The organism is Actinokineospora sp. (genome assembly GCF_052390155.1).
In the GTDB taxonomy this organism is placed as follows: domain Bacteria; phylum Actinomycetota; class Actinomycetes; order Mycobacteriales; family Pseudonocardiaceae; genus Actinokineospora.
In genome coordinates, this window is record NZ_JBQTHF010000060.1 from 39126 (window position 1) to 58456 (window position 19331).

General features: G+C 72.8%; 18 protein-coding genes. 4 read left to right on the top strand and 14 right to left on the bottom strand.

The window, feature by feature from the left end; translation table 11 throughout:
* Positions 1–48: 48 nt before the first annotated feature.
* The 3 genes from ACT4N7_RS20990 to ACT4N7_RS21000 all read right to left on the bottom strand — a co-directional run bounded on the left by ACT4N7_RS20990 (position 49) and on the right by ACT4N7_RS21000 (position 2484).
* Positions 49–1530: a potassium/proton antiporter gene (locus ACT4N7_RS20990; RefSeq protein WP_444830506.1), complete on the bottom strand. Its 1482-nt coding sequence runs from the start codon at positions 1528–1530 to the stop codon at positions 49–51.
* A gap of 97 nt (positions 1531–1627) precedes the next feature.
* Positions 1628–1909: a DUF167 domain-containing protein gene (locus tag ACT4N7_RS20995; RefSeq protein ID WP_444830507.1), complete on the bottom strand. Its 282-nt coding sequence runs from the start codon at positions 1907–1909 to the stop codon at positions 1628–1630.
* Positions 1906–2484, bottom strand: a complete 579-nt coding sequence (locus ACT4N7_RS21000; RefSeq protein ID WP_444830508.1) for a TetR/AcrR family transcriptional regulator — start codon at positions 2482–2484, stop codon at positions 1906–1908. Before ACT4N7_RS21000 ends, ACT4N7_RS20995 begins: the two co-directional genes overlap by 4 nt.
* A 54-nt stretch (positions 2485–2538) precedes the next feature.
* On the opposite strand from ACT4N7_RS21000, the gene ACT4N7_RS21005 reads away from it, so the two are divergent.
* The 4 genes from ACT4N7_RS21005 to ACT4N7_RS21020 all read left to right on the top strand — a co-directional run bounded on the left by ACT4N7_RS21005 (position 2539) and on the right by ACT4N7_RS21020 (position 6693).
* Positions 2539–3057, top strand: a complete 519-nt coding sequence (locus ACT4N7_RS21005; protein WP_444830509.1) for an SRPBCC family protein — start codon at positions 2539–2541, stop codon at positions 3055–3057.
* A 236-nt stretch (positions 3058–3293) separates the two neighbouring features.
* Positions 3294–5132 (top strand): glycosyltransferase family 39 protein, encoded by a 1839-nt coding sequence (locus ACT4N7_RS21010; protein ID WP_444830510.1) that lies wholly within the window; start codon positions 3294–3296, stop codon positions 5130–5132.
* A 33-nt stretch (positions 5133–5165) separates the two neighbouring features.
* Positions 5166–5990, top strand: a complete 825-nt coding sequence (locus tag ACT4N7_RS21015; RefSeq protein ID WP_444830511.1) for a DUF4397 domain-containing protein — start codon at positions 5166–5168, stop codon at positions 5988–5990.
* A gap of 121 nt (positions 5991–6111) precedes the next feature.
* Positions 6112–6693 (top strand): class F sortase, encoded by a 582-nt coding sequence (locus ACT4N7_RS21020; RefSeq protein WP_444830512.1) that lies wholly within the window; start codon positions 6112–6114, stop codon positions 6691–6693.
* On the opposite strand, the gene ACT4N7_RS21025 is transcribed toward ACT4N7_RS21020, so the two are convergent.
* The 11 genes from ACT4N7_RS21025 to ACT4N7_RS21075 form a co-directional block, all read right to left on the bottom strand.
* On the bottom strand, positions 6690–8297 hold the full coding sequence (locus ACT4N7_RS21025; protein WP_444830513.1) for a penicillin-binding transpeptidase domain-containing protein: 1608 nt from the start codon (positions 8295–8297) through the stop codon (positions 6690–6692). The genes ACT4N7_RS21020 and ACT4N7_RS21025 overlap by 4 nt on opposite strands.
* A 131-nt stretch (positions 8298–8428) precedes the next feature.
* Complete coding sequence (gene ileS, locus ACT4N7_RS21030; protein ID WP_444830514.1) at positions 8429–11575, bottom strand: isoleucine--tRNA ligase; 3147 nt, start codon at positions 11573–11575, stop codon at positions 8429–8431.
* Positions 11576–11910: 335 nt separating this feature from the next.
* The gene (locus ACT4N7_RS21035; RefSeq protein WP_444830515.1) at positions 11911–13128 is read right to left on the bottom strand and encodes an MFS transporter; all 1218 of its coding nucleotides are present in this window, start codon (positions 13126–13128) and stop codon (positions 11911–11913) included.
* 58 nt (positions 13129–13186) lie between these two features.
* Positions 13187–13744, bottom strand: coding sequence for a hypothetical protein (locus ACT4N7_RS21040; protein WP_444830516.1), 558 nt, complete (start codon positions 13742–13744; stop codon positions 13187–13189).
* Between the two features lie 83 nt (positions 13745–13827).
* On the bottom strand, positions 13828–14658 hold the full coding sequence (gene wag31 / locus ACT4N7_RS21045) for a DivIVA-like cell division protein Wag31 (RefSeq protein ID WP_444830517.1): 831 nt from the start codon (positions 14656–14658) through the stop codon (positions 13828–13830).
* Between the two features lie 46 nt (positions 14659–14704).
* Entirely contained in the window at positions 14705–14980 is a 276-nt protein-coding gene (locus ACT4N7_RS21050) for a YggT family protein (RefSeq protein ID WP_444830636.1), read from the bottom strand.
* Between the two features lie 28 nt (positions 14981–15008).
* Positions 15009–15641, bottom strand: coding sequence for a cell division protein SepF (locus tag ACT4N7_RS21055; RefSeq protein ID WP_444830518.1), 633 nt, complete (start codon positions 15639–15641; stop codon positions 15009–15011).
* 103 nt (positions 15642–15744) lie between these two features.
* Positions 15745–16476 carry a YggS family pyridoxal phosphate-dependent enzyme gene (locus ACT4N7_RS21060; protein ID WP_444830519.1) on the bottom strand — a complete coding sequence of 244 codons (732 nt, stop codon included), beginning with the start codon at positions 16474–16476 and terminating at the stop codon, positions 15745–15747.
* Positions 16473–17189, bottom strand: coding sequence for a peptidoglycan editing factor PgeF (pgeF, locus tag ACT4N7_RS21065; RefSeq protein WP_444830520.1), 717 nt, complete (start codon positions 17187–17189; stop codon positions 16473–16475). Before pgeF ends, ACT4N7_RS21060 begins: the two co-directional genes overlap by 4 nt.
* Positions 17190–17337: 148 nt before the next feature.
* The gene (ftsZ, locus tag ACT4N7_RS21070; protein ID WP_444830521.1) at positions 17338–18612 is read right to left on the bottom strand and encodes a cell division protein FtsZ; all 1275 of its coding nucleotides are present in this window, start codon (positions 18610–18612) and stop codon (positions 17338–17340) included.
* Between the two features lie 204 nt (positions 18613–18816).
* A complete protein-coding gene (locus ACT4N7_RS21075) occupies positions 18817–19323 on the bottom strand; it encodes a DinB family protein (protein ID WP_444830522.1) in 507 nt (168 codons plus the stop codon).
* Between the last annotated feature and the right edge of the window lie 8 nt (positions 19324–19331).

Here is a 19331-nt window from a genome sequence, read left to right on the forward strand (position 1 = left end):
ACCGCAGCGGCGGCGCGGGGTGCGGCGCCGCCCGCATCGTGGGAGCGGCTACTCCGCGCCGGTCTCGCCCTTCCAGCGCGCGTAGCGGCCGGCGCGGTCGACCGCGCGGATGCGGTTCTCGGTGGCCGAGCGCGCGGCCTGGGTGGACACGACGAGCAGGTGGTCGCCCTCCTGCAGGCGGGTGGTCAACACCGGGGTGAATCCCTTGCCGTCCCTGGCGACCAGGCTCACCGACGCCCCGGGCGGCAGCCGCAACTCGGACAGGTAGACCCCGTGCAGCTTCGAGCCCACCGGGATGGACACCTGCAGCAGTTCGGCGTCGAGGTCGTCGAGGGTGGCGACGTCGACTTCGACCTCCTTGGTCTTCGCCCCGGGGTCGAGGTTCAGCGCCTTGGCGAGCAGCCCCAGCGTGCTGCCCTGCACCAGGGTGAGCACGATGACCAGCACGAAGACGGCGTCGACCAACTGCTGGGCGCCGGGCAGGTTCTGCGACAGCGGGATCATCGCCAACACGATCGGCACGGCACCGCGCAGCCCGGCCCAGGACAAGAAGACCTGTTCCCGCCACGGCACGCGGAACGGCGTTGTCGACACCAGCACCGACAGCGGGCGGGCGAGCAGGGTGACCACCACCCCGGCCACCAGCCCGGGCACCACGGCGTCGAGCAGCCGCGAGGGCGAGGCGAACAGTCCCAAGAGGACGAACAGGCCGATCTGGGCCAGCCAGCCCAATCCCTCGGCGAAGGACACCGTGTCCGACCGGTGCGGCAGGCGGGAATTGCCCAGTACCAACGCCGCGAGGTAGGTGGCGAGCAGACCGGAGGCGTGCACGGCCTGGCCGCCCGCGAACGCGAGCACGCACACCGCGACCGTGGCGAGTGGATAGAGGCCGGTGGCGGGCAGGGCCGCGCGGCGCAGGGTGTGCGTGCCGACCCAGCCGAGGCCGAGGCCGAGGACCGCGCCGACCCCGAGTTCGTAGACCAGGGTGAACGGCAGTGTCCAGTCGATCGGCGCGGTGGAGGTCAGCAGCACGACCGCGATGTAGCACGGCGCGTCGTTCATGCCGCTCTCCAGTTCCAGCGAGCCGACCAACCGCCGGGTGACCGAGAGCCGCCGCAGCACGCTGAACACCGCGGCCGCGTCGGTCGAGGCGAGCACCGCGCCCCAGAGCAGCGCGGTGCGCCAGTCGAAGTCCAGCAACCAGTGCAGCACGGCGCCGGTGACCCCGACGCTGACCGCGACGGCCACTGTGGACAGTGCGATTCCTGGCCACAGCGCGGATCTCACCTCGGACCAGCGGGTGGTGAGGCCGCCCTCGGCGAGGATCATCACCAGCGCGGCCAGGCCGAGGGACTGGGTCAACTCGGCGTTGGAGAACTCGATGCCCAGGCCCGCCTCGCCGATCAGCACGCCGAGTCCGAGGTAGAGCAGCAGCGACGGCAGACCCAACCTGACCGACACGCGCACGGCGAGCACCGCCACCAGCAGCACGGCCGCCCCGATGCCCAGGGCCAGGGTCAGATCGGTCACCCCACCTCCAGCCGTCGACGTCCGTGCGGCCATTCTGTCTTGCCGCCGGCGCCCAGCGGTAATCGACGGGCCGACAACGCCGCAGGTGAGGCCCCGCTCAACCGGCGTCGGCGAGCAGCCGGTCGAGGGTCGCGGCGGCGTCGTCGGGGGCCGGATCGATCTCGATCACCTTGTCGCGGCCGCGGTCCCCGGTGACGATCAGCACGTCCTGCCCGCGCACGCCGAACGCCGCCGCGAGCGCGCGGCGGACCGCGTCGTGCGCCTTGCCCGCCACCGCGGGCGCGGCGACGGCGACCACGAGCGCGGCCCCGTCCGCGGGCCAGCGGCCGCCCACCCGCGCCCTGCGCGACCCGGGTTTGACCCGCACGGCGAACCTCATCCCGGCTCCGCCGGCGCGGACAGCATGGTGCGCAGGATGTCGGCCACGTGCGCGCGGCGCGCGGGCGACGAGCGCGGCAGCGAGTCCGGCGCGGCGCGCATGAGCTGGGCCTGTCCCAGGTAGACCGAATAGGCGACCACCGCGCGCCTGCGTGCCTGTGCGCGGCCGAACCCGAGTTCGGCGAACTGCGCGGCGAGGTAGGCCAGGCGCCGTTCGGTGACCCGGCCGACGGCGTCGGCGACCAGCGGGTCGGTGGCCGAGGCCAGCAGCGCCAGTTCGACCCCGACACCGTGTTCGGGGTCGAGCACCGCGCCGAAGAGCAGCCGCAGCCGCTCGGTGGCGGTCGCGCCCTGGTCGGCGGCCCGGATCACGTTCTCGGTGTGTTCGCACTCCCACCGGTCCAGCGTGGCCGCGAGCAGCGCGTCGCGGCTGGGGAAATGCCAATAGACGCTGCCCTTGGTCGCGCCGACCCGCGCGGCCAGCGGCTCGACGGCCACCGCCGCCACACCGCCCTCGGCGAGCGCGGCGAGCGCGAGCGCCGTCCAATCGGCTTTGCTCCTGCGGTTCCCGGACACGCCGCCATACGCTACCGTACGGACGAGACCATACGGTTGCGTACGGAGGATGTCATGATCGACAACATGCACCGGCGAGACCTGCCGGTGGACCCGACGCGGGCGGGCGAACTGCTCGACCGCATCGTGGGCACCGACAGCCCGCTGTGGCCCACCGACACGTGGCCGCCGCTGCTGCTGGACCGCCCGCTCGGCGTCGGCGCGGCGGGCGGCCACGGCCCGATCCGCTACACCTGCACCGCGTACACCCCGGGCAGGCTGGTGGAGTTCACCTTCGCCCCCGGTCTCGGCGTGCGCGGCACACACACGCTGGAGGTGCTCGACGGCCCCGGCGGCACCAGCGTCCTGCGGCACGTGCTGCGCGGGCGGCCGGAGGGCACGGGCCGGGCGGCCTGGCCGCTGGCGATCCGGTGGCTGCACGACGCGCTGCTGGAAGACCTGCTCGACCGGGCGGCCGCCGCGGTCGGCCACCCACCCGCGCGGCGGGCCCGGTGGTCGCCGTGGGTCCGGGTGCTGCGCCGACTCGTGGGCGGGCGCAAAGTCGGCAAGGTTGACGAGGTCGGCAGGGTCTAGCGGGAGACGCATCCGGGCGTCTGAGTTGACCCGAACGGCCCAAGGCGAACTCCTGCTTCACCCGTAAGGCGCTATCGGCCGAACACGGAAAGTTGCAGTACGCAAGGGCGTGACCTGCGGTCTAACATTGGCCCACCGCAGCGCGCGGCGCCCCTCGCAGTTCCCGCCGGATCGCCCATCGAAGGAGGTCGCGGCTCGCTTCCGGCCAGTCGGCCGGTCGTCGAGCAGGCACCCACATGACCCAGCACCGTTGGAGCGCGGACTCCTCGGCCCGGTTATCCCTGCGCCTGTGGCGGACCCTCGCCGACGAGCGCATCCGGGCAGCGGACCGTGATCTCATCGCCCTCGCCGCGCCGATCTCCCTCGCCGCGCTCGCCGCCGCGGTCCGCCTCGCGGGCGGCGCCGGACCCAGCCAGACAGCCGAAGCCCGACACGTCGCCCAGGTGTTCTCCATCGACCAACTCGGCACACTGCTCAACCCCGTCGAGACGGCCGCCGCGCCGCTGGCCTGGCTGCAGCTCGGCGGCTACACCGCCGTCACCGACGCGTTCACCCGGCACACGTCGGCGCTGAGCGCCGTGCGTGAACCGCTGGCGCTGGCCGCCGCGCTCGGGACGCTGCTGCTGTGGCTGCTCGCCCGGCGGATGGGACTGTCCCGGTGGACCGCGGCCGCCGCCGCGGGCATCGTCGCGCTGTCCCCGCTCGCCGTCGGCGTGCAGGTCGCGGTCCGGCCGGAGAACGTCGCAGTGCCGTGGGTGCTGGCCGCGCTGGTGCTGCTGTGGACACCGCGAAGACACCGCCGCCTCGCCCCCGACCTGTGGGCCACGGCGTTCCTGGTCGTCGCCGTGATCACCGCGCCGGTCACGCTCGTGCTCGCGGTGACCGCCGCCTGGCTGATCTGGCGGCGCGGGCGCAAACGCCTGTCGCTGATGCTCGGGTCGCTGTTCACCCTCGGCATCGGCATCGGCCTCGGCGCGTCGGCCGCGCTGAGCGGCATCCGGCTCGCCGCGGACGGTCCGGCACCCGCGCAGTGGCTGTCGCTGGACCCGGTGCTCGCGGCGGCGGGCGTGTTCGCCGCAGTCGGCGCGCTGTTCTCGTTCCGGCTGCGCCCGCTCGCGTTCGGGGTGCTGGCCCTGATCGCGATCACCACGCTGCCCGGCGGTCCCGGCGCGGGCGCGCTGACCGTGGTCGTGCCGCTGGCCGCGCTGCTCGTCGCGGGCACGGTCGAGTGCGGCGTCACCCACCGCGCGCGGGCGGGCAAGCACACCGTGACCAGGCCGTTGCTGCTGCCAACCGCCGCGCTGGCACTGACCGTGGCGGCTTCCGCCCTGCCCGCGTGGACCGGGGCGCTGACCGCGTCGGCAGCCGACGTGCGCGCGGCCGACGCCCCGGGCACCGCGGCGGCGAGGTGGCTGCGGGACAACCTGCCCACCACCCCGGTGCTCACCGACGAGGCCACCTGGGTCGAGCTGATCCGCGCGGGCAGGCCGCCCGACGCCGTCACCCGTTCGGCCGCGTGCGTCGACACCTGTCCGGCCAGGACGTGGCTCCTGGTCACCCCCGGGCTGCGCGCGGAACTGGCCCGCAGACCCGCCCTCGCCGAGGCCGCCGCCCGCGCGGAAGCGGTCGCGGTGTTCGGCGACGGGCCTCAGGCGATGGTCATCCACCGACCCGCCATCGCGGGCGCGGCGGCGGGCGAACGCCGGGCTCGCGCGCTCGCGGGCGCCGACCTGGCCGGGTCGCCCCGGATCGCGGCCGACCCCGCCGTGGCCGACACGCTGCGCGCGGGCCGCACCGACCCCCGGGTGCTGACCACCCTGTCCGCCCTCGCGTCGGCCCGCCCGGTGCGGGTGGCCGCGCTGCCCGCCGTACCCGGCGAGGACGCCGCGGACCAGCCGCGCAGACAGGTGCTGCTCGCCGCCGCGGGCGACCCGGCGGAACAGCTCGTGTTGTTCTTCTCGGGCCAGCGCGGGGTGTTCCGGCCCGAGTCGGTGGCCGCCACACCCGAGGGCGTGCTGGTGCGGTATCCGCCCGGTGTCCCCGCCGGGCTGCTCACCCCGTACGACGTTCCCTGACCCCATTCCCCACAGTCGGAAAGGACACCGGCGATGCGTTCGCTCCGTCGGATCGGTGCGGCCGTCGCCGCCCTGGCCCTGGTCACCCTGGTCTCGCCCGCTCCCGCCGCCGCGCAGCCCGCGCCCGGCGCCGACCTCGGCTGGGTCCGCCTCGGCCACCTCTCCCCCGAGGTGCCGCCCGTCGACGTGTACCTGGCGCCGTTCGGCGGGCGGGAGCGGGTGATCATCCGCAAGGCGGGCTACGGCGCGGTGACCCCGTACTCGACGCTGGTGCCCGGGGCGTACACCGTCTCGATGCGGCCCGCCGACGCCGCGTCCACCGCGCCGCCCGCGCTCAGCGCGACGGTGCAGATCGTCAAGGGCAGCGCCTACTCGCTGCTGGTTTTCGCCACCGGCCCCCAGGGTGCCCTGCGCGGCGACCTGGTGATCGACGACCTCAGCGCCCCCCGCCCCGGCTCCGGGCGGCTGCGGATCGTGCAGGGGGCGGCAAGGCTGGCGCCCGTGACCGCCGACGTGGGCGGCGGACCGGCGCTGGCCACCTCGGCGGCCTACGGCATGACGACCCCGTACACGGACCTGACCGAGGGCCGCTACACCCTGCGGCTGCGCGGTGAGCAGGCCGAGACACCGGCCGCAGTGGACGTTCGCGCGGGCACCTCGACCACACTGCTGGTCACCGAGGCCGAAGGTGCCCTGGTGGTGAACCCCCTGGTGGACAGCACAGCCACGGCCACCGCGCCGCGCCTGGGCGTGGAAACCGGTGCGGGCGGCACGGCTCCCGCGGGCGCGGGCTGGCTGTTGCTCATCCCCGCGGCCTTACTCGCAGCCTTCGCGACAGGCAGCAGGCATGCGCCCTGACCCTCCACAAACGACAGTCCTTTCGCGACACCAAGCCGCTCGGCCCGCTGTCGCGGCCGCCGAGCCCCATCGACGCGTTCGGCCGGATGCTCGACCACAGACCCGGCCCGGGCTTCGGGTGGTGCTGGCGCTGACCGCCGTCCTGGCGGTCGGCTGCGCGGCCACTCCCGCTCCCGCTACCCCGCCGCCCCCCACGACCACCAACACACCGGTTCTCCCCGCGCCACAACCACTTCCGGCCGCGCCCGCCGTCGAGCCGGTCGGCCTGAGCATCCCCGCGATCGGCGTCGCCGAGTCCGGGCTGGTGCCGCTGCGGCTCGGCCAGGCGGGCGAACTGGAGGCACCGACCGACTTCGCCCGAGCGGGCTGGTACGCCGCGGGCCCGGTGCCCGGCGACCCCGGCCCCGCCGTGATCGCGGGACACGTCGACTCACGCACCGGACCGGCGGTGTTCTTCCGGCTGCGCGACCTGCGCCCCGGCGACACCGTCACCGTGCGCCGCTCCGATGGCGCCGACGCGGTGTTCACCGTCGACACCGTCCAACACCACCCGAAGGACGCGTTCCCCACCGCGGCCGTCTACGGCCCGGTGCCGGGCGCGGCGCTGCGGCTGATCACCTGCGGCGGCGAGTTCGACCGCGGCCGATCGTCCTATCGGGACAATGTGGTGGTCTTCGCCTCCCGCCACGAGTTGATCGGCTAACTCAAGCCCGCCAAGAACTTCCCCGTCACGGCGACCGCGGGGGCCGCCGCGCCCGCGTCCTCGACCAGGACGGCGAACGCGACATCGCCCCGGTAGCCGGCGAACCAGCCGTGCGAGCGGGTGCCGTCGCCGAACTGCGCGGTGCCCGTCTTGCCCGCCACCGGCCCGTATCCGGCGAGCGCCCGGCCCCGCCCGGAGGTCACCACCTCGCGCATCATCGTGCGCAGCGCGCCGACCGTGCCTGCGGACGGACCCTGGTAGCCGGTCTTCACGACAGTCTGGATCCCGGCGAACAGCCGCGGCGTCACGGCCGAGCCCTTCGCCACCGTGGCGGTCATCAGCGCGAGGCCGAACGGGCTGGCCTGCACGGTGCCCTGCCCGATGCTGTTCTCCACCTGCTCAGGCGTGCCGCCCGCGGGCCGGACGCGGCCGGTCTGCGTGGCGAGGCCGGGGATCTCGAAGTCGGCGGCCAGGCCGAACTGCGCCGCGGCCCGCGGCAGCAAGTCCGCCGGGAGATCGGCGGCCAGGGCGGCGAACGTGGTGTTGCACGACTGCGCGAACGCGGTGCGCAGCGGCGCCTGCCCCAGCTCGAAATCGGCGTTCTTGATGGCGCGGGTGCCGATCGTCTGCGAGCCGGGGCACGGGAGCACCGTGTCGATCGTCGCCTTGCCCGCGCCGAGCACGGCCGCGGCAGTGACGACCTTGAACGTGGAGCCCGGCGGGTAGAGCCCGTTGAGCGCCTTGGGCGCGTCGCCCGCCGCCCGGTTCTGCGCGACGGCGAGGATGTCGCCGGTGGACGGCTGGATGGCGACCACCAGCGCGGGCCCCGCAGCGGTGTCGACCGCCGCCTGCGCCGCCCGCTGCGTCGGCACGCTCAGCGTCGAGGTCACCGCCGCCGTGGGCGCCGCGGCCACGCCGAACAGCGTCGTCACCTCGGCGCCCCCGCCGTCGACCAGCACGATCCGGCTCGCCTCGGCGGCTTTCGGCCCGGCGAGCCGCTTCATGCCGCCCGCCAGCAGCGGCGCCACCGCCGGGTCGACCGGCCGCACTTCGCCGCCCTGCCACGACATCAGCGGCTGTCCGTCGCGGTCGAGCACCGCGGTGCGGTCGGTCGCCGAGCCGCGCACGACGAGCGCGTGGCCGGGTGTCAGGCTCGGGTGCACCACGGTCGGCGCCCAGCGCACCCGCCACTGACCTTCGGCGCGCGCGAGGGTGAGCGCGCTGCCGTAGCTCCACACCCGGCCGGGGCCGAGCGTCCAGCTCACCCGGAACTCCTCGCTCACCTCGGCCGCGTCGGCCGCGGGCGGGACCATCCCGGTCCACTCGGCGGTCACCGCGGCTGGCTCCAGCGTCGCGAAAGTCGCCGCCAGCACCGACTTCGCGGTGTCCTGGTCGGTCGTCAGTGCCGCGGCGCCCGCCGCGTCGCGGGCCGCCAGCGCGGCGAGAAACTTGTCGCCGACCTGCACCGCGGTCAGGGACGGCGGTCTGGCCGCGGGCGCGGGCGCGCCATCGTCCGGCAGCAGGATGAGCAGCGCGGCGAGCACGACGGCGACGACCGACAGGCCGCCGATGGACAGAATCCAGCGTTTCCGTGTCGAGGACACGTCGAACCCCCAGTACCCCACGTCCCCCGACGCGTGGCGATCACGCACCACCCACGATGCCAGGGGAGCGGCCCCGCCGACCACACGGGCCGACGAACGCCACTCCCCCGATGCGCACCCGTGATGTGCGGTCAGCTCCGACGCACCGCCACCGCGACAGCCAGACCGTCGCCGACCGAGCCCGCGAACCCGGCGGCCGAGCCGTAGTCGACCGAGTCGGCCAGCGTCTCGCTCACCAGGACGGCCTCGTGCGTCCGCGCCGCCGCGGCCACCTCGTCCGGCGCGTCCACGGTGAGCGCGATCCGGTCGGACACGTCGAGCCCGGCCTCGCGGCGGGCCTGCTGCACCACCCGGATCAGGTCGCGCGCGAGACCCTCGGCCGCCAGCGCCGCGGTGACCGCGGTGTCGAGCACGACCAGCCCGGAGCTGGCGGGCAGTTCGGCGGTGGCACCCGCGTCGGTCGCCACCAGGCGCCGCTCGTACTCGCCGTCGAGCAGCTCGATGCCCGCGGCCACCACCGTGCCGCTGCCGGTGGTGGACCACTCGCCCGCCTTGACGGCCTTGATCACCTTCTGCACGTCGGCGCCGAGCCGCGGCCCGCACGCGCGGGCGTTGACCACCAGCTCGAAGTGGCCGTGCGCGGCGACGTCGGTGGTCAGCTCGACCGCCTTGACGTTCACCTCGTCGCGGATGAGCGCGGCGAACGGTTCGAGCACGGCGACGTCGTGCGCCGCCACCAGCAGCGTCGCCAGCGGCAGCCGCACCCGCAGCTTGTTCGCCTTGCGCAGCGCGAGCGCCGACGAGCAGACCTGGCGCACCCGGTCCATGCCCGCGACCAGCGCGTCGTCGGCGGGCAGCGCCGCGGCGTCCGGCCAGTCGGCCAAGTGCACGGAGCGCTCGCCGGTCAGCCCGCGCCACACCGACTCCGCGGTCAGCGGCAGCAGCGGCGCCGTCAGCCGCGACACGATCTCCAGCACGGTGTGCAGCGTGTCGATGGCGTCCGTGTCGCCCGCCCAGAACCGGTCGCGCGAGCGGCGGACGTACCAGTTGGTCAGCACCTCCAGGTATTCGCGCACCGACTGGCAGGACCCGGAGATGTCGTAGAGGTCGAGCGACTCGGTCACCGAGGCCACGAGCTGCCGCGTCTTGGCCAGCACGTAGCGGTCGAGCACGTGGCCGGAGAATGTCCCCGTGTCCGTTCTCGATGTTCCATCCTTGCCCTCGGCATTCGCATACAGGGCAAGGAAGTACCACGAGTTCCACAGCGGCAGCACGGCTTGGCGCACCGCGTCGCGGATGCCGCGCTCGGTGACCACGAGGTCGCCGCCGCGCAGGATCGGGCTCGCCATGAGGAACCAGCGCATGGCGTCCGAGCCGTCGCGGTCGAACACCTCGTTGACGTCCGGGTAGTTCTTGCGCGACTTGGACATCTTCTGCCCGTCGTCGCCCAGCACGATGCCGTGCGCCACGCAGTTGGTGAACGCGGGCCGGTCGAACAGCGCCGTCGCGAGCACGTGCATGGTGTAGAACCAGCCGCGCGTCTGGCCGTTGTACTCCACGATGAAGTCGCCCGGGTAGTGGTCCTCGAACCACTGGGCGTTCTCGAACGGATAGTGCACCTGCGCGAACGACATCGAGCCCGACTCGAACCAGCAGTCGAGCACCTCCGACACCCGGCGCATGGTCGACCGCCCGGTCGGGTCGTCCGGGTTGGGCCGGGTCAGGTCGTCCACGTGCGGGCGGTGCAGGTCGGTCGGGCGCACGCCGAAGTCGCGCGCCAGCTCGTCGAGCGAGCCGTAGACGTCCGTGCGCGGGTACGCCGGGTCGTCGGACACCCACACCGGGATCGGGGAGCCCCAGAACCGGTTGCGGGAGATGTTCCAGTCGCGCGCGTTCTCCAGCCACCGACCGAACTGGCCGTCGCGGATGTGTCCCGGCACCCAGTTGATCTGCTGGTTCAGCTCGACCATCCGGTCCTTGAACCGGCTGACCGCGACGAACCACGACGACACCGCGCGTTGGATGAGCGCGTTGTCGCAGCGCCAGCAGTGCGGGTACGGGTGGTCATAGGTCTCGTGGCGCAGCAGCAGACCCGCGTCCTTGAGGTCGCGGATGATCGGCTTGTTCGCCTCGAACACCTGGAGGCCCGCATAGGGCGGGACGTCGGCGGTGAACCGGCCGTGGCTGTCGACCGGGACCACGACCTCGATGCCCGCGGCGTCGGTGACGACCTTGTCGTCCTCACCGAACGCGGGCGCGATGTGCACCAGGCCCGTGCCGTCCTCGGTGGTGACGTAGTCGGCGGCGAGCACCTGGTGGGCGTTCTCCCGGCCCGCGAAGAAGTCGAACGGCGGCGCGTAGCGGGTGCCGAGCAGGTCGCTTCCCTTGTAGCGCCCCACAACCGGCACGCCTTCGCCCAACTCGCGGGCGTACGCGCCGACGCGGGCCTCGGCCAGCAGGTAGCGCTCACCGTTCGCCTCGACCACCACGTAGTCCACGTCCGGGTGCACCGCGGCGGCGAGGTTCGACGGCAGCGTCCACGGGGTCGTCGTCCACACCAGCGCCTGCACGCCGTCGAGGTCGGTGCCGGGCGCTTCGAGCCGCAGGCCCACCGTCACCGCCGGGTCCTGCCGGTCCCGGTAGGTGTCGTCCATTTTGGTCTCGGTGTTCGACAGCGGCGTCTCGCAGCGCCAGCAGTACCACAGCACGCGGAAGCCCTCGTAGACCAAACCCTTGTCGTGCAAGGACTTGAAGGCCCACATGACGCTTTCCATGTAGTCCAGGTCGAGGGTCTTGTAGTCGTTGTCGAAGTCGACCCAGCGGGCCTGGCGGGTGACGTAGTCGCGCCACTGACCGGCGTAGGCCATCACCGAGGTGCGGCAGACATCGTTGAACTTCTCGATGCCGAAGTCCTCGATGTCGCTCTTGGACGAGAACCCGAGCTGCTTCTCCGCCTCCACCTCGGCGGGCAGACCGTGGGTGTCCCAGCCGAACCGGCGCTCGACGTGCCTGCCGCGCATGGTCTGGTAGCGCGGGACGACGTCCTTGACGTAGCCGGTGAGCAGGTGGCCGTAGTGCGGCAGGCCGTTGGCGAAGGGCGGGCCGTCGTAGAACACGAACTCGTTGTCGCCGTTGGCCCCCGCCGGGCGGGCGTCCACAGTGGCCTGGAACGTGTGGTCGGCCGCCCAGTAGTCCAGGACGGCGGTTTCGAGCTGGGGGAACGACGGCTGCGCGGGGACGGCGGACTCGTCGCCGTGCTGCGCCCGGGGATACGGCATCGGTGGTACTCCTCGTACGGATCGGTCGGACCGTACGGGGACGACGTGCGCCGGCTCCCTTGCCGCCGCGTGCCGCGGTACCACCCCGCTTGCCGCCGGCGGACCGGCGACCACTCTCGGCCGGCTGTGACGGGCCGGTCCCGTTCGGGTCTACTGGGGCTCGCGCCCGTTCTTCCGAAGACTCCCCGGTGATGGCCGGATCGATGTCTGTACGGACAAGCCTAACGCGTGCCCGCAACCGGGTTCTCGGCGGTGACCTCCCGCCACCGGTCCGCGACCGCGCGGACCAGCAGCTAGAGTGCGCCACCCTGGCCGTCCGGGTGAACGGCAGGCGACTAGCGCTCGAATGCGTCCGGGCGGAAATGTCGCCAGGCGAGCGCGGTGACCACGACCATCGCCGCGGCCGCCGCCCACAACGGCGCGGTGACGCCGAACTCGCGGGCGATGAACCCGCCTATCAGTGAGCCGATAGCCGCGCCACCGATGATCAGCAGACGGGAGACGCCGCCGACCCGCCCGCGCAGCCGGTCCGGCACGACTCGCTGCCGCACCGACATGGCCACCACGCCCCACACAGCGCCGTGTACGCCGAACGCCAGCATGATCGCGCCCGCCACCCACGGATCGTCGGTCAGCGCCAGCCCGACGTGGGTGGCTGTCTCGATCACCAGGCCGACCCGGAGCAGGACGCTGTCGCCCACCCACCGCTGCAACCGCTCGACGACCAGCGTGCCGAGCAGCCCGCCTACCGCGCCGGCGGTGAGCAACAGGCCGAAGCCCACCTCCGGGAGCCCGAGGTGTTCACGGGCGTAGAGCACGAGGATCGCGAACGCCGCGTAGAGGGCGATATTCATCACACACAGGCACACGGCGATCGTCCGCAGCAGCCGATGCGCCCACAGCCACCGCATCCCCTCCGCGATCTCCGTCCGCAGCGGCTTGCGCTCCCCCGGCTCGGCGGGCGGCTGCCGGTAGCGCAGCGCGGCGATCAGCAGCGCTGCCACCAGGAACGTGGCCGCGTTGACCCCGAACGGCACGGCCGCCGCGACCACGAACAGCGCGGCGCCGATGGGTGGCGCCACGAACTGGTTGCCCACGTAGAAGACCGCCATGAGCCGGGCGTTGGCCCGGGGCAGCGCCTCGGGCGCGACGACGGCGGGGAGCAGCGCACCCGCGGCGTTGTCGGCCAGGGTCTCGCCGACGCCGAGCAGGAAGAACGCGAGGTAGATCAGCGCAATGGTCACCTGATCGGACCACACGGCGAGCGCGAGCCCACCGATCACCCCGGCCCTGGCGAGGTTGACCGCGACGATCAGCCGCCGCCGGTCGAGCCGGTCGACCAGGGCGCCGCTGACCAGGGCGAACAGCAACCAGGGAAGCTGCTGCACGAACACGGCCCCGGAGACCAGCGCCGGATCGTCGGTGAGCCCGGCGACGAGCAACGGCCCGGCTGCCAGGACGACGCCGTCGCCGATGTTGGCCGCCGCAGTGGCCGTCCAGAGTCTGCCGAAATCGGCACCCAGCCGTGGTCGCGCGGAAGTGTCAGTGGACATGGCCGAGCCGTGCGCGCACCACGTCCCCCTTCACCGCCTGGTACCGACCCGGTCCAGGCTAGTGATCGACACCGGACTTCGGGCCGTGCCGGACACCGCGGGCGGCCCGGTGCCTGGCCGCCAGGGTCGCGTCGGGAGCACACTGGCCGCACGGCGTGAAGCCCAACTCGCGGGCCTCGGCCACGGGCAGTGCGATCGACGGCCGCCCGGCCAGCCAGGCGCAGGTGGTCAGGTGATAGCGCGGCCGTTCGTCCACCACGCGCACGTCGACCGTCAGGCTGGTCACCACGAGCAGGTCGGCGGCGTCGGTGGACTCCTCGTCGGGCTCGTCCGCCGGGTCGGCGGCGAAGTCCTCGTCGTCGGTGTCCGCCGGATCAGGATCCGGCGCGACCGGCACCTCGGATTCCACGGGGTCGTCGTCGAACTCGGCCTCGTCGACCGGGTCGGCGGCGGCCTTGCGGCGCCGAGTGCGGAGCCAGTCGACCACCAGGATCCCGGCCGCCAGGACACTGACGGCGACCGAGAGCCACGCCCACAGCGTCTCCGCCGTGGTGAGGGCGGTGACCAGCAGCGCGAAGGCGCTGAGCACCAGCAACAAGACGATGTACAGCACCATGTGCCCTGTCCGCCGGACCGGTGCGCCGCGCGTGCCCGCGTCCTGATCGGACACGCGCGCGGCGACCCGGCCGACTTCCCGCGTCAGCCCGCTTCGGCCCGGGGGCCGAAGGAGTAGCCGCTCTGCTGACCGGCCGCGCGCCCGCCCTCGCTGGTCGGGGCCGCGGAACCGCGGTCGCCGAGCTCACGGAGGCTGGACTCCAGGAAGGTCTTCAGTCGGGTGCGGTACTCGCGCTCGAAGGTGCGCAGCTCGTCGATCTTCTTCTCCAGCGTGGTGCGCTCTGCCTGCACCGCGCCGATGATCTCGGTGTGCTGTCGCTGGGCGTCGCGCTCCAGCGTGGTGGCCTTCTCCCGCGCCTGCCGCTCCAGGGTCTCCGACCGGGTGCGGGCGTCGTTCAGCATGGTCTCGGCACGCGTGCGCGCCTCGTTGACCATGGTGTCGGACTTGGCCCGCGCCTCGGACAGCAACTGCTCGGACTTGGTCCGAGCCTCCGCCAGCATCCCGTCGGCCTCGGCTTTGGCCTCGCCGGTGAGCCGGTCGGCCATCTCCTGCGCCAGGCCGAGAACCTTGGCGGCCTGCACGTGGTGATCACCGCCGCCGCCCGGGTTGGTCTGCTCCAGCGAGCTGGGCGGCGGAACCGGAGTCAGCCTGCGCGGTTCCTCGGTCGGGCGAACCTGAGCCACTGGGGCCCCGCCGCCGGACCGGGCGTCGTCGAGGTCGGCGCGAGCCGACTCCAACTGCGCGTCGAGCTGCTCGACCTGCGCTCGCAGGTCGTTGTTCTCCTCGATCAGGCGGGAGAGCTCCACCTCGACCAAGTCGAGGAAGGCGTCCACCTCGTCCTCGTTGTAGCCCCGCTTGCCAATGGGAGGCTTGCTGAACGCGACGTTGTGCACGTCAGCGGGGGTCAACGACATCTGATCACCTCACGCGCTCCAGGGCTGCAGGTAGCCGGGTTCCCCGTTACCCGGGATACGCCAGTCGCATCAAGATGAATACGACCAACAGCAGCACCATAATCGATAGGTCCAGGCCGACGCCTCCGATCCTGATCGTCGGGATGAGCCGACGAACAAGACGAACCGGAGGATCGGTCACTGTGTAGATGGTCTCTAGCGTTACCGCAACCCCACCCGCGGGCCGCCACTCGCGCGCGAACGTGCGCACGAGCTCCACCACGACCCGCGCGGTGAGCAGCAGCCAGAAGATGAACAACACCCAATAGACGGCGAGGAGCACTGGTTCCACAGGTCAACTCTGCCATCAATCAGCTTCTGGTGACGAATCCGCCCTCCGCCAACCGCCGCTTGTCCTCCGCGGTGGGGTCGACATTGGGGGGTGAGATCAAGAACACCTTGTTGGTGACCTTGTCGATCGAGCCGCGCAGCGCGAACGCCAGCCCGGCCGCGAAGTCGACCAGGCGCTTGGCGTCCGCGTCGTCCATCTCGGTCAAGTTCATGATCACCGGGCGACCGTCGCGGTAGTGCTCGCCGATCGCCCTGGCCTCGTTGTAGCTGCTCGGGTGCAGGGTCACGACCCGACCGAGCGGGTAGCCACCCGCCTGCACGGGGGCCTCGACCTGGCGCAGCCGAGGCGCCGGGTCCCGCCGCGCGTCGACCGCGAGCGCGCCGTGGGTCTGGGTGTCGGCGGGCGTCGCCCAGGCAGGCCGCGGACGGCCGCGCTCGGCGGGCTCGTAGTCGTCTTCGCCCTCGTCACGGTAGGCGCCGCGCTGGCCGCCGAACCACCGACGCCTGCCCGCGCCGTAGTCGTCGAACTCGTCTTCCAGGTACTCCGGGCGACGGGTGTAGCCACGACGGTCGTAGTCTTCGGCGTCGTAGTCGTCGAGCTCGTCGGCCGGGACCATCCCGAAGTAGGCCTTCAGCTTCTGCAGCGTACTCATGGCGTCCCCTCCGCGACTCCCCAAGCGTGGTCCCACGTGCGTTTTCGACACCACAGCCCCGCACGCCTACCGGCGCCCCGGGAGATGGCAAACCCGGAACCTTCTACGGGGAGGCTAGCCCGCGCCCCCCGAGCAGAGCGGTTCCGACACGCACGCACGTCGACCCGTAGTCGATCGCTTCCTCCAGATCGTTACTCATGCCGCACGAGAGCTCGCGCGCCGTGGGATAGAGCGTGCGAAGCTGTTGTGCGACACCGGCAAGACGCTCGAACGCCACGGTCGGTTCCGTGTCGAGCGGCGCCACGGCCATGATCCCCCGAAACCGTAATTCACTCGAACGAGTTACCTGTTCGGCGAGTTCGTCAAGATCGTCGAGCGGGCAGCCGCCGCGCGCGGGGTCGCCGTCGAGGCTCGCCTGCAGGAGTACGTCGAGCGGCTCGGCGCGCTCCCCCGCGGCCCGGGCGGCGGCCGTGGCGCGGTCCAGCGCGGCCACCAGCCGCGCCGAGTCGACCGACTGGATCTCGGCCGCCCAGCGGGCCACCGACCGCGCCTTGTTGCGCTGCAGCCGCCCGACCATGTGCCAACGCACGGGGGCGTCCGGGCGCAGCGCACGCACCTCGTCGGCCTTGGGACCGGCCTCCTGCTCGCGGTTCTCGGCGAGGTCGAGGACGCCGAGGTCGGCCAGCGCCACCGCGTCACCGGCCGGGAAGGTCTTGGTCACGGCGAGCAGCCGAACCTCGCTCGGGTCGCGTCCGGCGCGGGCGCAGGCGGCCTCGATCCTGGCCGCGACCTCGGCGAGGTTGGCCGCGATCGCCGCCGCGCGGGCGCCCGTCACGGGGTCGCGTCCCGGTCGAGCCAGGTGATCGCGGCCAATCGCCCAGTGGTCCCTTCCCTGCGGTGACTGAACAGTGCGGGCTCCTCGTTCGTGCACCGCGGGTCGATCCCGATGCGCGCCACGCCCGCGTCGGCGAGCTGGCGCCAGAGTCCGGCGCGCAGGTCGAGGCCCGCGGTGCCCTTGCGGGTCCGGCACGCGCTGCCCGGCAGGTGCTTCTCCACGTCGGTCTGCATCGCCTGCGGCACCTCGTAGCAGTCGCCGCACACCGACGGGCCGAGCAGCACCTCGACGCGGCGCACGTCGGCGCCCACCGACGCCATGGCGGCCAGCGCGGCGGGCACCACGCCCACCCGCGCGCCGACGCGGCCCGCGTGCACCGCGGCGACCACCCCGGCCACCGGGTCGGCGAGCAGGATCGGCACGCAGTCGGCCACCAGCGCGACCAGCGCGAGCCCCGGCTCTGCGGTCACCAGCCCGTCGGTGGCCTCGACGGGCGCGGCCCGCGGACCGTCGACCACCGCGACCGTGCGACCGTGCACCTGCTCCATCCACACCAGCCGGTCGGCCGCCAGGCCCAGGTCGGCGGCCAGCCGCGCCCGGTTGGCGGCGACCGCGTCCGGCGCGTCCCCGACGTGCTCGCCGAGGTTGAACGAGTCGTAGGGGGTCTGGGACGCCCCGCCGTCGCGGGTGGTGACCACTCGGCGAATCCGCAACCTGCACTCCTCATCACGATCGAGTCTGTCGACAGCCCGCGCCCAAACTACTGCCGACAACGGCGAACCCCGGCGGGGGAACGCCGGGGTTCGCTGGCCGGGCTGGACTGTCGGGGCTGGACTGTCGGGGCTGGACTGTCGGGCCGCACTACCGACGCATGAACGGCGGGACGTCCACCTCGTCGTCGGGGTCGTCGACGACCGGGACGGCGCGGCCGGGCAGGCTGCCCTGGCTGCCGCGCACGTTCGGCAGCGGCTGCGCCGTCGCCGCGTGGGCGGGCGGAGCCGAGGTGGGCTGGTACGCCGGACGCGGCTGGTAGCCGTTGTCCTGCGCGGGCTCGTGCCGCTGGACGGGCGGCTGGTAGGTCGGGGTGGGCGCGGGCTCGGGCGCCGCGCCGCCGACCTGGCCCGCCTGCGCGGAGGCCGTGGTGCCGCGCGAGCCGAACGCGGTCGGGTCGAGCTTCTTGTGCGTCGGGGTGCCGCTGTCGAACCCGGCGGCGATCACCGTCACCCGCACCTCGTCGCCGAGCGAGTCGTCGATGACCGTGCCGAAGATGATGTTCGCGTCGGGGTGCGCGGACTCCTGCACCAGCGAGGCGGACTCGTTGATCTCGAACAGGCCGAGGTCGGAGCCGCCCGCGATGGCCAGCAACACGCCGTGGGCGCCGTCCATGGACGCCTCCAGCAGCGGCGAGTTGATCGCCTTCTGCGCCGCCTGCACCGCGCGGCCCTCACCGCGAGCCGAGCCGATGCCCATCAGCGCGCTGCCTGCGCCGGACATGATGCTCTTGACGTCGGCGAAGTCGAGGTTGATCAGACCCGGGGTGGTGATCAGGTCGGTGATGCCCTGCACACCGGAGAGCAGCACCTCGTCCGCGGAGCGGAACGCGTCCATCAGGCTGACCCCGACGTCGCCGAGCTGCAGCAGCCGGTCGTTGGGGATCACGATGAGCGTGTCGCACTCGTTGCGCAGCTCGGTGATGCCGTCCTCGGCCTGCTTCGCCCGGCGCTTGCCCTCGAAGGAGAACGGCCGGGTGACCACGCCGATGGTCAGCGCGCCGAGCTTGCGCGCGATGGACGCGACGACCGGCGCGCCACCGGTGCCGGTGCCGCCGCCCTCGCCCGCGGTGACGAAGACCATGTCGGCCCCCTTGATGACCTCCTCGATCTCCTCGCGGTGGTCTTCGGCGGCCTTGTGGCCGACCTCGGGGTTGGCGCCCGCACCGAGCCCGCGGGTGAGTTCGCGGCCGATGTCGAGCTTGACGTCGGCATCGGACATCAGCAGCGCCTGCGCGTCGGTGTTCACCGCGATGAACTCGACCCCCTTGAGGCCGACCTCGATCATCCGGTTGACGGCGTTCACGCCGCCGCCACCGATGCCGACAACCTTTATCACGGCGAGGTAGTTGTGCGGGGGCGTCATCGAGCCGCCTTCCTGATCGTGGTCCTGCGTGGTGCTGTCCAGGGCCGGGAAACCCTCAGCTTCAACCAGAGAGTGAGAGTTATGTCAACCCCGGACTATGAAAGGAAGGTAGGCATAGCGCGACCCGCGATCCAGCCGCCACGCCGTGCGCGCTCGCGGATGTTCGTCACGGGAGGTGAGGAGACTCCCGCGGTCACTCGCCAGTCACTCGCCGGTGGTGCCGTCGAGCAGCTCCCGGATGACGTCGAGGTGCCCGGCGTGCCGCCCGGTCTCCTCGATCATGTGGATGAGCACCCACCGCAGGTTCACCCGGCGGTCGCCGCGGAAGTCCACGTCGTCGTCGAGACCCATGCCGCCCGCGATCTCGCGGCTGGTGGCACATTGCGCGGAGTAGTCGGCCAGGAGTTGGTCGAGCTTCAGCTCGGCGGCGATCCGAAACTCGCCGTCGGGGTCCTCCTTGCTGTACGGCGCGCGGTCCGGCCTGCCGTTCAGCACGCTCTCGAACCAGTACGCCTCGACCCAGCGCAGGTGCGACAGCAGCCCGGCGACGGTCATCAGCTCGGAGGGCAGCAGCGCCCGGTGGGCGTCCTCTTCGGACAGACCGGTCGCCTTGAGCTCGATAGTGCCGCGCAGGTAGTCCAGGAATCCAGAGAGCTGGTCGAGTTCGCCGCCCGCCATCGGCGGGTCGACTCGGGTGATCGCATCAGTCATGCGCGGCA

What these genes read in the sequence shown, in the direction of transcription:
- ACT4N7_RS20995 (WP_444830507.1), bottom strand. Translation starts at nt 1,909, where the DNA reads ATGAGGTTCGCCGTGCGGGTCAAACCCGGGTCGCGCAGGGCGCGGGTG.
- ACT4N7_RS21005 (WP_444830509.1), top strand. Translation starts at nt 2,539, where the DNA reads ATGATCGACAACATGCACCGGCGAGACCTGCCGGTGGACCCGACGCGG.
- ACT4N7_RS21010 (WP_444830510.1), top strand. Translation starts at nt 3,294, where the DNA reads ATGACCCAGCACCGTTGGAGCGCGGACTCCTCGGCCCGGTTATCCCTG.
- ACT4N7_RS21015 (WP_444830511.1), top strand. Translation starts at nt 5,166, where the DNA reads ATGCGTTCGCTCCGTCGGATCGGTGCGGCCGTCGCCGCCCTGGCCCTG.
- ileS (WP_444830514.1), bottom strand. Translation starts at nt 11,575, where the DNA reads ATGCCGTATCCCCGGGCGCAGCACGGCGACGAGTCCGCCGTCCCCGCG.
- ACT4N7_RS21035 (WP_444830515.1), bottom strand. Translation starts at nt 13,128, where the DNA reads ATGTCCACTGACACTTCCGCGCGACCACGGCTGGGTGCCGATTTCGGC.
- ACT4N7_RS21040 (WP_444830516.1), bottom strand. Translation starts at nt 13,744, where the DNA reads ATGGTGCTGTACATCGTCTTGTTGCTGGTGCTCAGCGCCTTCGCGCTG.
- wag31 (WP_444830517.1), bottom strand. Translation starts at nt 14,658, where the DNA reads ATGTCGTTGACCCCCGCTGACGTGCACAACGTCGCGTTCAGCAAGCCT.
- ACT4N7_RS21055 (WP_444830518.1), bottom strand. Translation starts at nt 15,641, where the DNA reads ATGAGTACGCTGCAGAAGCTGAAGGCCTACTTCGGGATGGTCCCGGCC.
- ftsZ (WP_444830521.1), bottom strand. Translation starts at nt 18,612, where the DNA reads ATGACGCCCCCGCACAACTACCTCGCCGTGATAAAGGTTGTCGGCATC.
- ACT4N7_RS21075 (WP_444830522.1), bottom strand. Translation starts at nt 19,323, where the DNA reads ATGACTGATGCGATCACCCGAGTCGACCCGCCGATGGCGGGCGGCGAA.